General features: G+C 36.8%; 11 protein-coding genes. 6 read left to right on the top strand and 5 right to left on the bottom strand.

Translation table 11 applies throughout. The features are described from left to right. The first annotated feature begins 1 nt into the window (after position 1). Together K9M53_RS12770 and K9M53_RS12765 are read left to right on the top strand one after the other, a co-directional pair. The gene (locus tag K9M53_RS12770; RefSeq protein ID WP_224015468.1) at positions 2 to 1,240 is read left to right on the top strand and encodes an MFS transporter; all 1,239 of its coding nucleotides are present in this window, start codon (positions 2 to 4) and stop codon (positions 1,238 to 1,240) included. A gap of 179 nt (positions 1,241 to 1,419) precedes the next feature. Beyond that, a complete protein-coding gene (locus tag K9M53_RS12765; protein WP_224015466.1) occupies positions 1,420 to 2,019 on the top strand; it encodes a hypothetical protein in 600 nt (199 codons plus the stop codon). Here K9M53_RS12765 and K9M53_RS12760 read toward each other — a convergent pair. Together K9M53_RS12760 and K9M53_RS12755 are read right to left on the bottom strand one after the other, a co-directional pair. Then, on the bottom strand, positions 1,999 to 2,388 hold the full coding sequence (locus tag K9M53_RS12760; protein WP_224015464.1) for a thioesterase family protein: 390 nt from the start codon (positions 2,386 to 2,388) through the stop codon (positions 1,999 to 2,001). The genes K9M53_RS12765 and K9M53_RS12760 overlap by 21 nt on opposite strands. 57 nt (positions 2,389 to 2,445) lie before the next feature. Then, positions 2,446 to 4,320 (bottom strand): Nramp family divalent metal transporter, encoded by a 1,875-nt coding sequence (locus K9M53_RS12755; protein ID WP_224015462.1) that lies wholly within the window; start codon positions 4,318 to 4,320, stop codon positions 2,446 to 2,448. Positions 4,321 to 4,340: 20 nt separating this feature from the next. Between K9M53_RS12755 and K9M53_RS12750 the strand changes: the two genes are divergently transcribed. The 3 genes from K9M53_RS12750 to K9M53_RS12740 all read left to right on the top strand — a co-directional run bounded on the left by K9M53_RS12750 (position 4,341) and on the right by K9M53_RS12740 (position 8,626). Beyond that, the gene (locus K9M53_RS12750; protein WP_224015460.1) at positions 4,341 to 4,727 is read left to right on the top strand and encodes a RidA family protein; all 387 of its coding nucleotides are present in this window, start codon (positions 4,341 to 4,343) and stop codon (positions 4,725 to 4,727) included. Positions 4,728 to 5,075: 348 nt separating this feature from the next. After that, positions 5,076 to 6,728 (top strand): alpha-glucan family phosphorylase, encoded by a 1,653-nt coding sequence (gene glgP / locus K9M53_RS12745; RefSeq protein ID WP_224015458.1) that lies wholly within the window; start codon positions 5,076 to 5,078, stop codon positions 6,726 to 6,728. A gap of 278 nt (positions 6,729 to 7,006) precedes the next feature. Continuing rightward, positions 7,007 to 8,626 carry a glycoside hydrolase family 28 protein gene (locus K9M53_RS12740; protein WP_224015456.1) on the top strand — a complete coding sequence of 540 codons (1,620 nt, stop codon included), beginning with the start codon at positions 7,007 to 7,009 and terminating at the stop codon, positions 8,624 to 8,626. Between the two features lie 73 nt (positions 8,627 to 8,699). Here the strand turns inward: K9M53_RS12740 and K9M53_RS12735 are convergent, their stop codons facing one another. The 3 genes from K9M53_RS12735 to gcvP all read right to left on the bottom strand — a co-directional run bounded on the left by K9M53_RS12735 (position 8,700) and on the right by gcvP (position 12,900). Next, positions 8,700 to 9,128, bottom strand: a complete 429-nt coding sequence (locus K9M53_RS12735) for a hypothetical protein (RefSeq protein ID WP_224015454.1) — start codon at positions 9,126 to 9,128, stop codon at positions 8,700 to 8,702. Between the two features lie 64 nt (positions 9,129 to 9,192). Then, positions 9,193 to 9,831, bottom strand: a complete 639-nt coding sequence (locus K9M53_RS12730; protein ID WP_224015451.1) for an alpha/beta fold hydrolase — start codon at positions 9,829 to 9,831, stop codon at positions 9,193 to 9,195. Positions 9,832 to 10,002: 171 nt separating this feature from the next. Then, entirely contained in the window at positions 10,003 to 12,900 is a 2,898-nt protein-coding gene (gene gcvP / locus K9M53_RS12725; protein ID WP_224015449.1) for an aminomethyl-transferring glycine dehydrogenase, read from the bottom strand. A 247-nt stretch (positions 12,901 to 13,147) separates the two neighbouring features. On the opposite strand from gcvP, the gene K9M53_RS12720 reads away from it, so the two are divergent. Continuing rightward, positions 13,148 to 13,630 carry a YkgJ family cysteine cluster protein gene (locus K9M53_RS12720; RefSeq protein ID WP_224015447.1) on the top strand — a complete coding sequence of 161 codons (483 nt, stop codon included), beginning with the start codon at positions 13,148 to 13,150 and terminating at the stop codon, positions 13,628 to 13,630. Positions 13,631 to 13,637: the final 7 nt, after the last annotated feature.

Genomic DNA, 13,637 nt, shown 5'->3' with positions numbered 1-13,637 from the left:
TATGAAAAAACAGTCTGTCATTTTTAATATGGCTGTATTTGTAGCCGCATTGGGTTACTTTGTAGATATATACGATCTGTTGATCTTTACTATTGTTCGCAAACCCAGCATTATTGGATTAGGCGTCACTACAATTGACGGTATAAAATCAGCAAGTATAAAAATCATTAACCTTCAGATGTATGGGCTTTTAATCGGAGGAATTATCTGGGGAGTGTTGGCCGATAAAAAAGGAAGGTTATCAGTATTATTTGGTTCTATTATTTTGTATTCAGTAGCCAACCTGGTTACAGGGTATACGCAGAATGTAGATCAATATGCCTGGGCAAGATTTGTTGCAGGCTTGGGCTTAGCAGGAGAACTTGGAGCTGGTATTACTTTAGTAAGCGAATTATTACCAAAAGAAAAAAGAGGCATAGGTACATCTGTTGTGGCTGGTGTAGGACTAAGTGGAGCAGTATTGGCTTATTTTATTTTTCATTATACACAGAATTGGCGTCTTTGCTATTATATCGGCGGAGGATTGGGTTTTGTTTTATTGATTCTTCGTATAAGCGTCGCCGAGAGTGGTATGTTCAATAGTGTAAAAGAACAGCATGCGGTAGTTAAAGGGAATTTTTTAATGTTCTTTAATAATAGTAAACGGTTTTTAAAATATATCAAAGCAATTTTAATTGGATTGCCCACCTGGTATTGTGTTGGTATTTTAGTGAATTACAGCGATGGTTTTGCCAAAGAACTATATGGAAGCACAAGTATTGATTCGGGAAGGTCCATTATGTTTTCTTATATCGGTGTTTCTTTGGGAGGTATCTGTATTGGCATGATCAGCCAGTGGATGCAAAGCAGGAAAAAACCGTTATTTATATTTTATGCACTCACGGTTATTTCAGCCATCATCTTTTTTAGCCCGTTAAATAATAACGACACCGTAATGTATCTTTTATGCGGAGCATTGGGTTTTGCCACAGGTTTTTGGGCAGTGTTTGTTACCATGGGAGCAGAACAATTCGGCACTAATTTAAGAGCAACTGCCGCCACTACTATTCCAAATATGGTAAGAGGATCATTGCCATTAATGAATCTTTTATACAAAGATGTATTGCAGGATTCAAAACATTTCACAATGAGTAAAAGTGCAGCTTATACAGGTGTATTGGTAATTTGTATTTCATTAATTGCAGCATTCTTTACCGAAGAAACGTTTCATAAAGATCTTAATTATATTGAACAGGCTTAATCAATAGCTATCTGATTTTTTTGGGAACAGGCAATAGTTCTTTAATCAATATCGTTGTGTCACTCACTTGCACTGCATACTTTTATTCTTCTTTTTTAACGCTTGTTAATTTACTTTTAAAGTCTAGTTGTCATTTATTAAAAACAGAATATTTGTAATTAGTTTGTATGGTGAAACCTATGCGTATAATACTTACATTATTTTTATTTTGCCTCATAACAACGGGAGCATCTGCACAAAATGTTGATGTAGCAGTAAAATATACTACTAAGCCCGACTTGAAAGATAACAACCTCATTTTTTACGACGGGAAGCAAAGACTTACCTGGGATGATTTTAAAGGAACTCCGAATGATGACAATACTTTTACCGCCGCATTAACCTATGCTGGATTTGGCTATGGTGCTACTTTTAGCGATGATGACGGAGATGGGAAAGGGACATTAACTATAACGGTGTATTGTGATTTTAATAAAAATGGTTCGTGGGTGAAAGAAAAGGGGCGTAATGATTACATCTTAAATCATGAGCAACATCATTTTGATATCAGCTATATCTGCACTTTATTATTTATAAAAAAGCTGAAAGAAGAAAAATATACACTTGCTAATTATAACAGCGTTATTAAAAATGCATATCGACAAACAGCATCACAAATGTCTTCTATGCAAAATCAATACGATACTGAAACACACAACGGTCTAATTAAAGACAAGCAGGAAGAATGGAACAATAAAATAAAAGAACAGTTACAAACATTAAGTTCGGTGGTGCAATAATTTCAACTTTTCTTTTTTAACTATTTTTTGGGCGGTAGTCCCTTTTGCAATGATTGCATTGTTGGCAGATGCTTCAAAATGACATGTTATTTTATTGCCGCTTATTGCTTCAAAAAGACTTGTAAAGATTACTTTGTCATCAATAAAAGCAGGCGCAATATGTTCTATGTTTATTGAAACGCCGATGCCTTCTTCATCCGCTTCTTTCATATCCAATAAAAATAAGCGGGAGCAATATTCTGCATCTCTTGCCAATGCAAAAGTGGAGTAAACTTCATGGATTGTTTGATTCTCAAAAGCGGCAACATCAGCAGCCATAACTGTGTGTGTAAATGTTTTTGTATCGCCTTTTTTGAAAATATTTTTCATCGAATAAATGTTTCACACAAGAAGCAAAAGAACAAAGTCACAAAAATATTCTGTTGGTTATAAATTTACGATCAGCACTGGTATCTTTAATTCATGACGAACCGTATTAACGGTTTCGCCGTAAATAAAATCTTTTAATCCGGTGTGTCCATGCGCACCAACTACCAACATGTCTGAATGATTGCTTTTTACAATCCGGGCAATTTCTTTTGCACGGTTTCCAAAGCCTAAGAGTCCCTCTGCCCGTAAACCTCTTTCCTGTAACTGATTTACATACAGCTCCATCCGCTCCTTATCTTTTCTTGTTTCATAGTCGTCACTGTCTTTGCCCAATAGCTTAGCAGAAGCGCTTTCAACAATATGTACTAAAATATAGTTAGTATAGGGCTTACCCTGTCCAAGTGCAAATGCCAATAATTTTTCATCATTATCACTAAAATCCAATGCTACAGAAATGGTTTTAAATTCGGGTATCACCAGATCGGTTGCCAAATTAATATCCGGGTGAACTTGTATTGGTCTTGTATCTTCTTTCTTACTTAAAGAGGGGTGTAAAGTGATATAAAGAAGTAATGCTAAAAGAGACAATGCCAATAGCACCATTGCAACTTTTGGCATCAACGGAGCATTGTATGCAAAATGTGGAATTGCTTTTTCTATCAGCATCTTTATATTGAGATAAACTAAAACAGCAGCAATTAACCATGCCACAATTTTTGTAACGGGCTTAATACTAAAAACGCCCATTGTTTTTTTATCACTTACAAAATGTATCAAAGGAATAATAGCAAAGCCTAATTGTAAGCTCAATATTACCTGGCTTAACAGTAACAGATCGTCTACATCATTCTCTCCTTTAATTAATATTACCAATACTGCCGGAACAATGGCAAGAAGTCTTGTTAATAAACGACGCACCCAGGGATTTATCCTTAAGCGCAGGTAACCTTCCATTACAATTTGTCCGGCTAATGTTCCTGTAACAGTACTGCTTTGTCCTGCAGCTATTAAGGCAATTGCAAAAAGTACAGGGGCCAGATTTCCTAAAAAAGAAGGAAGCAACTGGTGCGCTTCTTTTATACCTGCTACCTGCGAATTGCCTGTTTTGAAAAAAGTAGTAGCAGCTAAGATCAATATAGCAGCATTTACTAGAAAGGCAATGTTTAATGCAATGGTGCTGTCAATACGATTAAAACGAATAGCTTCACTAATGCCCTTTTCAGACCGTTCAATTTTTCTAGTTTGCACCAATGCAGAGTGTAAATACAAATTGTGCGGCATTACGGTTGCGCCAATAATAGCAATGGCAATATAGGTAGCCTGCTCATTTGCTAAAGAAGGTATAAGTCCATGGGCAACTTCAACAAGTTGAGGTTTTGCAATTAATATTTCAATTAAAAAGGCAGCAGCAACTACTGCAATCAATGCAATAATAAATGCTTCCATTTTTCGCATGCCTAACTTCTGTAAGTACAACAAAAGAAAAGTATCCAGTACTGTAATAGAAACGCCCCATATTAACGGTAACCCGGTTAATAATTGAATACCTATCGCCATTCCCAATACTTCTGCCAGGTCGCAGGCGGCAATAGCTATCTCGGCAAAAATGTACAAGATAAAGTTGATGTGCTTTGGGTAAGTCTTTCTGTTGGCCTGAGCAAGGTCCAGTCCTCTTACAATTCCTAAACGTGCAGATAAGCCTTGTAAAAGCAATGCCATTAAGTTACTCATCAGTAATACCCAAACCAATGAGTATCCAAATTTGCTTCCACCTTGTATATCTGATTCCCAGTTGCCCGGGTCCATATAACCAACACTTATCAAGTAAGCAGGGCCTAAAAACGACAGCGCTTTTCTCCAGCCTGTTTTTTTGCGGGTAGTATCAATAGTAGCGTGTACTTCGCTAAGTGATAAATCTTTAACTTCAATCATCCTAACAAAATTAATGATATATGGCTGAACGCATAAATATTGGTTCCGGCTCACCATGGGAGGATGTTGTGGGCTATTCAAGAGCAGTACGTATTGGAAATGTCGTGGAAGTAGCGGGCACAACGGCAGTTAATGGCGAAACTATAATTGGTAAGGGTGATGTATATGCACAAACACAATTCATTCTACAAAAAATTGAAAAGGCATTGCAACAGGCAGGGGCTTCTTTAAAGGATGTAGTACGTACAAGGATGTTTGTTGTTAATATAAATGATTGGGAGCAAGTAGGAAAAGCTCATGGCGAATTTTTTAAGGAGATTAAACCGGTAGCTACAATGGTAGAAATAAGCAGGCTGATCGATAAAGATTTATTAATTGAAATTGAAGTGACAGCAATTATTAAGTAGTTCTATTTTATTGTGTAATTTATACACAAATGTCCACAATTAATCCACTATAAATTTTTGGTGCAATATTGCTTTATTATAGCAAAACAGTAATGCTTACAATAATAAAGTAACAAAATTGTCGTTATGGTACTTGTTGTATAAAGTATTGATAATTAATTAAAACAAAGAGGACTTAATGATAGATGATGAGATGAAAGAATAATGCCTGGAACTAAAATAAACAACAAAAAATTAAGCAGTCTGGTTACGTATAAGCGTTTGATTTTTATTGCATTTGGGCATCCGGCAGAACTTTTTTTCTTCAAAATTCCCTTAAATTGTGCCCTCACTAACTGATTTTCCCTTATGAGTTTTACCAATTTTAATGTTCCTTTCGCAATCGATTCAAGGTATAGTAAAAAGGTTGCGTATTTTTCAATGGAGTTTGCTGTTCATCAACCTTTAAAAATTTACAGCGGCGGTTTAGGCTTTTTATCAGGTTCACATATGCGTAGTGCGTATGAGTTAAAACAGAATTTGATCGGTATCGGCATTTTATGGAAATATGGCTATTACGATCAGGCACGCAATTCAGATCAAACTTTACAGGTTCAATGGAACGAAAAAATTTATAATTTTTTAGAAGATACAGGCATTAAGTTTCAAATAGAAATTCACAGTCACCCGGTTTGGGTCAAAGCCATGTATCTCAATCCGAATACATTTAATACAGCACCTTTATTTTTTCTTACAACTGATTTACCCGAGAATGATTACGTTTCTCAAACCATCACTCATCGGTTGTATGATGGTAACGTAGCTACAAAAGTGGCGCAGTTTATTTTGCTAGGTATTGGCGGTGCTAAATTGATTGACGAATTAAATTTTAATCCCGATCTATATCATTTTAATGAAGCACATGGCATTAGTGCTGCATTTTATTTATACAGAAAATATAATAACCTCCAGGAAGTAAAGAAACGTGTAGTGTTTACCACACACACGCCGGAAGAAGCAGGGAATGAAAAGCACGATATTCATTTGTGTGAAAAGATGAGTTATTTCTGCGGAATGCATATTGATGATGTACGCAAAATAACCGGTATGGAAGATGACCAGTTCAATCATTCTTTGGCGGCATTGCGTTTTGCAAAGCTGGCAAACGGTGTTTCGCAATTACATGGCGAAGTAAGCAGAAAAATGTGGGGCAAATATCCGGGTGTATGCGAAATAAAATCCATCACCAACGCTCAAAACTGGTTATACTGGTCTGATAAGCATTTGTATAAAGCAATGGAAGAAAAGAATGATGCGGCTTTTGATGAACGAAAGATCTATACAAAGAAAAGAGCAATGGAGATCATTGCCGATCAGTCAGGAAAAATATTAGATCCGAATGTGTTAACAATTGTGTGGGCTCGTCGTTTTGCAGGTTATAAAAGAGCGGAATTAATTACAAGAGATCATAAGCGTTTCCAGGCTTTAATGAGCAATACAAAATACCCGGTGCAAATGGTTTGGGCAGGAAAGCCTTATCCGTTGGACAACCCGGCTATCAGCGATTTTAATCATTTAGTTAATTTAAGCAAACAGTATAAAAATGTGGCAGTATGTATTGGTTACGAATTAGGCTTAAGTAAAAGCTTGAAACAAGTAGCTGATATATGGTTGAACAATCCCCGTGTACCTCGTGAAGCAAGTGGTACCAGCGGTATGACGGCTGCTATGAATGGCGCTGCTAACTTCAGTACTAATGATGGCTGGATCTGTGAATTTATTAAAGGCGGAGTGAATGGTTTTGTGGTTCCATCGGTTGATTACGAAAAAATGAGCACGCAGGAACAGGATGAATACGATTTAAATCAATTGTATGACATTCTTGAAAACCAGGTGCTGCCTGCTTATTACGATGATAAGAATAAATGGAGAAACATTGTTCAAAACGGAATGAAAGATGTTCGCTACCAGTTCGACAGTAATCGCATGGCAGATGAATACTATAAAATATTGTACATCTAACTAAGTATATCTTTTTGTAAAGCCTCAAGTGATTGGGGCTTTTTTATTTATTGTATATCCATGTAAATAATTATACTGCCAGTCTGAGCTTGTAGAAGACGGCCCTATATTCCTTTACTATTACAGTCCCCTTTCGACGAGCTCAAGCTGACAATCTTTTAATTGTTATAAACAGGCAGAATATATAGTTGTTCGGCAACGTTTTCGTAAGTAATAGTTAAGTCAAAAACGTAATGCTGTAATTTTGATCTATTGCTTAGTCATAAAAATTTATTTCCATGAGACCTCGCTTTCTTATATCGATCATTTTCTTTTTTAGTTTTCTATCGGTAAATGCACAGCAAAAAACAATTGAATGGTATACTGCTAATGCGCCGTTTAAAATGCCAACAGTAAAAGTTCTGGAATTTAAAGACACTATTTTTTCTATTAAGAGCTATGGTGCTATCAGCGATGGACAAACACTGAATACTGCGGCTTTTGAAAAAGCCATTAATGCCTGCAATGCAGCAGGTGGAGGAACCGTATTAGTTCCGGAAGGTTTATGGCTTACCGGACCTATCCAATTGAAAAGCAATGTCAATCTACATTTAGAAAGAGGTGCTTTAATAATCTTCACAAAAGACAGAACGCAATACCCGATTGTAAAAACATCTAATCAAAGTACTAATTACCAACCTGCTTCCCCGATTTATGGATACGATCTGAAAAATATTGCTATTACCGGTGAAGGAATATTGGATGGCGGCGGCGATGCATGGCGACCAGTAAAAAGAAGCAAAGTTCCTGAAAGCGATTGGAAGAAATTAGTTACCTCAGGAGGAGTAGTTAGCAACGATGTTTGGTGGCCTAGCAAAGAAGCATTGAGTGGTGACAGCATAATAAAAGAAATTAAAAAGAAAACCACTAAGTCAACCGAAGAAGATTATATAGCTGCAAGAGATTTTTTACGTCCGCATATGTTGTACTTGGTGAATTGCGATGATATTTTGCTTGAAGGAATAACGATAAGAAACTCTCCCAAATTTGTATTTTATCCAAGTAAGTGTACCAACCTTACTATGAAATATGTAAATGTATATAACGAATGGAATGCGCAAAACGGTGATGGTATTGATATCAGCGCTTGTGAAAATGTAGTTATTTATAAGTGTAATGTAAGCGTAGGAGATGATGGCATTTGTATGAAATCGAGCGCCAGCAAAAGTGATGCTCCCGGCACCGTGAATTTAAAGAACGTGTTGATAGCAGCTTGTAATGTCTATCATGCACACGGTGGTTTTGTAATTGGCAGTAATACGGATGGTGGCATGCAAAATGTATACGTTACCGATTGCAATTATGTTGGAACTGATATCGGCATACGTGTAAAAAGTAATTATGGAAGAGGGGGATTGGTAAGAGATATTTATTTGTGTAACATTTATATGAGAGATATTGCGGGTGAAGCAATTTCATTTGACACGTATTATGAAGATATGCCTGCAGGAAAAACAAAGAGCGACGGCAAACCTGAAATACAGGAAAAAACTCCAGAGTTCAGGGATTTTCACATTAGCAATGTGTATTGTAATGGCGCAAAAACAGCTGTATATATAAATGGATTAGCAGACATGCCGGTAAAAAATATCTTTTTCGATCATGTGACTATTAGCGCTACTAAAGGTTTTGTGGCGAATTATGCTGCTAATTTAGATTTGAAATCCGTGAAAATAATTCCGGAAGTAACAGTTAGTCCTGTGTATGCCTTAACAAATGTAAAAGGTTTTCAATTAACAGATGGATTATTGCCTGAGAAGAATTCTATATTAGTAAAGGGAGATGAAAATACCAGTGATGTAAAAGTGTTATCAACAGATACCCACAATATAAAAGGAGTGATACAGGTTGGAAAATAAATTTAAAAATTATTTTAATAAAAAATGCGGCTGAGTTAGCCGCATTTTTTATTAGTTGTTTGTGTGGTTTCGGTTACCACCTGTTACGTTGCATTCTTCTAAAATCCCTGTCTCTATGGTTATTAACAACAACTGGTTTGTAATAGGATGCTTGTCTGTAGTTTTTTATATGAACCGGATTGTCTAACCAAACTTGTGGACCTCTGTGATAAACGGTGTATCTAGGAGCATTGTAAACAGATATACCGGCAGGTAATACATTTACGGTTAACCATCCACGACCATTATTATAAGAATAATTATTCGCAAATGGATTGTAATACACGTTGGCAGAAGGATAGTAGTAAAAGCTTTGTTGCTGATCACAGCTTTGGTTATAACCATTATTATATTGGTTATTATAATATTGATCGTTATAAGCTGTTTGGGCTTTTACTGTTGAAAATAATCCAATAGTAATTATTGAACTAAGTATGATTGTTTTTGTAAAATTTGTTTTCATTTTATTTAAGTTTTGTTACGCTTAAATAGAACGAAGATCAAGAATGAAGTTTATTAAAGGATTGTTAAAGCAATTTTTTAAGCAAAGCTGAAATCTCTTTAGCTCTATCCAATGTCATTATATGTGTACCTCCTTTAATAGTATAATCCGCTTTTACTTTATAGTAAGGTAATAATGTATCTGCAGTGCCATGTATATGTGTAATGTTGGAAGGAGGATTGTTTGTTTTCCATTTTAGAATAGCACCGATCGCCCATTTTGTGAAAGGAACATCTGTTTCCTGTAAAATGATCTTATGCAGTTTTTGCTCTTCAGTTCCTTTTGAATTAAAAAAGTATTTGAGTATGAAAGAACGTTTGGTAAAGAAATTATCCGGAAATAGTTTATAGACAGGAATGTGTTTTCCTATTCGCAGATAAGCAGGAAATTCTGCGCTTGTTTTATTGCTTGAGATTATGATGACCTTAGAAAGGGGGTAGGCTCTTGCAATTTCAGAAGCCAGCATTCCGCCTAATGAAACGCCTACTATTACAGGATCATTTTCGGGCATGAGTGCTTTTAAGCGTAAAGCATATTGTTGCAAGCTTTCCTTTTTAAAAGGAGGTATCCATTCAATAAAATGGGGATCGCAAAAGGACAGGTCTAAAAAGTTGAACAGCTTTTTACTTGCTCCAACACCACTTATGAAATAGACTTTTTTCATAATTATTTTTCACGCAAAGAAGCAAAGTTAAAAAGGCGCTAAGACTTTGCGTTCTTTGCTTCTTTGCGTGAAAATCTACGCTTTAATTAAAGCTTAATAGTAGCAATGCCGATGAACGAAATGTGACACAACGGTTTTGAGCAAAGAACAAATGCATGTACCAAAATAAAACTACACAGTAGCTACAGCAGCTTTTTGTTCTACATAAGATGAAATCGGCTCACAAGTACAAATCAAATTTCTATCGCCGTGTGTATTATTAACCCTGCTTACACTTGGCCAAAACTTATTGGCTTTGCTATAGGGCAAAGGATAAGCAGCTTGCGTACGTGAGTAGCTATGTTGCCAATCATCGGAAGTGATCACGTATTGTGTGTGCGGTGCATTTTTTAGTACGTTATCTTTTTTATCTGCGCTGGCTTCTTCAATTGCTTTTATCTCGTGATAGATACCGATCATCGCATCGCAAAAACGATCCAATTCCGCTTTGTCTTCGCTTTCTGTTGGTTCTACCATTAATGTTCCTGCAACAGGGAAAGAAAGTGTTGGCGCATGAAAACCATAATCCATCAAGCGTTTGGCAACATCTTCTGCTTCAATGCCGGCGCTGGTTTTAAATGGGCGAAGATCAACAATGAATTCATGTGCTGCTGTACCGTTTTTACCGGAGTATAATATTTTATAAAATTCTTCTAAACGGGCTTTCATGTAATTGGCATTGAGTATTGCATACTCTGTTGCTTTGCGAACACCTGTTGCACCCAACAATTTTATATAAGCGTAACTGATGAGTAAAATGCTGGCGCTTCCATAAGGAGCAGCACTTACTGCATGAATATTAGTTACATCCGTTTTGATATTTGTATGCCCCGGCAAGAAAGGAACTAAATGTTCTGCTACGCAGATCGGCCCAACACCCGGACCACCGCCACCATGTGGAATGGCGAATGTTTTATGCAAATTCAAATGACAAACATCAGCACCAATATTGCCCGGACTAGTTAATCCAACCTGTGCATTCATGTTCGCACCATCCATATAAACCTGTCCGCCGTATTGATGTACTGTATCAATAATTTCACGGATGCTTTCTTCAAACACTCCATGCGTGGAAGGGTAGGTAACCATCAACGCTGCCAGGTCATCTTTATGTTCTTCTGCTTTTGCTTTCAGATCTTCTACATCGATATTACCTGCATCATCGCATTTGGTTACTACTACTTTAAAGCCTACCATTACAGCGCTTGCAGGATTTGTTCCATGTGCTGAAATCGGTATCAATACTACGTTTCTATGATGTTGTCCTTTGCTTTCTAAATAGGCTTTAATAACTAATAGTCCTGCGTATTCGCCTTGTGCACCGCTGTTGGGTTGTAAAGATGTAGCAGCAAAACCTGTGATCGTACTTAAATAATTTTCTAATTCTGATATTATTTGCAAATAACCTTTCGTTTGTTCTTTTGGAGCAAATGGGTGTAGTTTGCTGAACTCCGGCCAACTTACAGGAATCAGTTCTGTCGCAGCGTTCAGTTTCATCGTACAACTTCCCAAGCTTATCATAGAAGTGTTTAAGCTAAGGTCTTTATTCTCTAAAGATTTGATGTAACGCATCATTTGGCTTTCGCTATGATGTGTATTAAAGACCGGATGTAATAAATAAGCTGATGTGCGAACAGCAAAAGCCGGTAAGTTTATTTCTTCACTTATCTTTTTATCAACTGCATATTTTTTATCTGCTACTGCAGCAAACACTTTTGCAATCTGATGAACATCTTTTATTGTAGTTGTTTCATCTAATGTTATTCCTATAGTGTTATCAGCAAAATAATTAAAGTTGATCTCTTGTTTTTCTGCTTTTGTTTTTACTATAGCAACATCAGCAACTTTTATTTTCAATGTATCAAAATAAAATTCATTGGTTTGCTCAAAGCCTAATTCTGTTAAAGCTGTTGCTATTTTTTGTGCTAGCAAATGAGTGCGTGTTGCAATATTTTTTAAACCTTGACTACCATGATAGATAGCATACATTGCCGACATATTTGCCAACAACGCTTGCGCCGTACAAATATTAGAAGTTGCTTTTTCACGACGGATATGTTGCTCTCTTGTTTGCAACGCCATACGCAGACAACGATTACCTTCTGCATCGATGCTAACACCTATAATACGACCGGGAATATTTCTTTTAAATTCATCTTTTGTAGCAAAGAAAGCTGCATGTGGTCCGCCAAAGCCAATGGGTACACCAAAACGTTGCGAAGATCCAACAGCAACATCAGCGCCTAATTCACCCGGAGGAGTTAATAAAGTAAGCGCTAACAAGTCGGTAGCCAAGATCACTTGTGCGTTCACGCTATGTGCACTTTCAATAAAGGAGCGATAGTCAATAACAGCGCCATCGCTATTAGGATATTGCAGAATAGCGCCAAAGTATAATTCATCTAAAGAAGCCGTTGCAAAATCACCAAATACCAATTCAACGCCGATTGGTGTTGCTCTTGTTATTAAAACATCTTTTGTTTGAGCAAATATTTTTTCATCTACAAAAAACTTGGGAGCAGTTATGTGATCGTGATTTCTGTTCTTGTGATTGAACAGCATGGTCATTGCTTCTGCAGCCGCTGTAGCTTCATCCAATAAACTTGCATTGGCAATTGGTAAGCCTGTTAAGTCGCTTACCATTGTTTGAAAGTTTAACAAGCTTTCCAGACGTCCTTGCGAGATCTCTGCCTGGTATGGAGTGTACTGTGTGTACCATCCCGGGTTTTCAAAAACAGTTCTTAAAATAACCGAAGGCGTTATGGTGTCATAATATCCTTGGCCAATATAATTTTTAAATACTTTATTTTTTGCAGCAGTCTTCTTCAGTTCATTCAAATATTCAAATTCGCTCACTGCCGCAGGAAGTGCCAACCCTTTTTTCAATCGTATGGAACCAGGGATAGTTTTCTTAATTAATTCATCAATCGATTGTAGACCGATCGTGTCCAGCATTTCTTTTGTTTCATGTTCATCCGGTCCAATATGTCTTGTTGCAAATTCATTCTGTTGATTATCAAATAAGTTCATATAAATCCTCTTTGTTTGTTTTATGTTATCGGCGTTTGTACAAGAAGCGGCTTCGTGGAGCTTGTCCTGAGCGTAGACGAAGGATCACTCACTTATACTTTTTATTCTTTATGGAGCAATGCGGGAGTTGGGTCATAGATTACAGGGATAAATAAGCCGCAAATTTACATTAACACAACAAGATTAATTGCCCATATGTTCGCTACTTTTGAGTTGTGGAAAACTGATGAATAAAAAAACAACTAAAATGACGGAGAAATTATTACAAAACTGGGGAAAAAAATCAGGAGAGCGGCAGAAAGAGTATAAGCGGTTACTGAATCGTGCAGATAAGAATAAGGTACTGAAAGCCTTGCCTGATCTGCATGAGGAAGCATTTAGCCATATTAATTGCCTGGATTGCGCTGCCTGCTGTAAGAATTACTCCCCACGCTTTAAAACGCCGGATATAAAACGGATCAGTAAGCACCTGAAAATGAAGGAAGGCGATTTTATAGAAACTTATCTTCGCCTGGATGAGGAAGGTGATTACGTGGTAAATACTAAGCCTTGCCCATTTTTAGGATCCGATAATTATTGCAGTATTTATGATGTTCGACCATCGGATTGTGAACGTTTTCCTTATACGGATGAAGATGTGCTTTTAAAACGCCCGAATCTTACGTTGAAAAATTCCGGTTTTTGTCCTGCAGTTTATTATGTTCTGGAAAAATTGATCGAGACTAAATAAAGTAGTC

Origin of the sequence: Ferruginibacter albus, from assembly GCF_020042285.1 — a bacterium.
GTDB classification, from domain to species: Bacteria; Bacteroidota; Bacteroidia; order Chitinophagales; family Chitinophagaceae; genus Ferruginibacter; species Ferruginibacter albus.
Note: the sequence above shows the minus strand (reverse complement) of the source record. Positions and strands in the feature narration are given on the sequence as shown.

Bases quoted from the DNA above. Each gene is read 5' to 3' on its own strand.
- K9M53_RS12770 (WP_224015468.1), top strand. From the start codon at position 2: ATGAAAAAACAGTCTGTCATTTTTAATATGGCTGTATTTGTAGCCGCA.
- K9M53_RS12765 (WP_224015466.1), top strand. From the start codon at position 1,420: ATGCGTATAATACTTACATTATTTTTATTTTGCCTCATAACAACGGGA.
- K9M53_RS12760 (WP_224015464.1), bottom strand. From the start codon at position 2,388: ATGAAAAATATTTTCAAAAAAGGCGATACAAAAACATTTACACACACA.
- K9M53_RS12755 (WP_224015462.1), bottom strand. From the start codon at position 4,320: ATGATTGAAGTTAAAGATTTATCACTTAGCGAAGTACACGCTACTATT.
- K9M53_RS12750 (WP_224015460.1), top strand. From the start codon at position 4,341: ATGGCTGAACGCATAAATATTGGTTCCGGCTCACCATGGGAGGATGTT.
- glgP (WP_224015458.1), top strand. From the start codon at position 5,076: ATGAGTTTTACCAATTTTAATGTTCCTTTCGCAATCGATTCAAGGTAT.
- K9M53_RS12740 (WP_224015456.1), top strand. From the start codon at position 7,007: ATGAGACCTCGCTTTCTTATATCGATCATTTTCTTTTTTAGTTTTCTA.
- K9M53_RS12735 (WP_224015454.1), bottom strand. From the start codon at position 9,128: ATGAAAACAAATTTTACAAAAACAATCATACTTAGTTCAATAATTACT.
- K9M53_RS12730 (WP_224015451.1), bottom strand. From the start codon at position 9,831: ATGAAAAAAGTCTATTTCATAAGTGGTGTTGGAGCAAGTAAAAAGCTG.
- gcvP (WP_224015449.1), bottom strand. From the start codon at position 12,900: ATGAACTTATTTGATAATCAACAGAATGAATTTGCAACAAGACATATT.
- K9M53_RS12720 (WP_224015447.1), top strand. From the start codon at position 13,148: ATGACGGAGAAATTATTACAAAACTGGGGAAAAAAATCAGGAGAGCGG.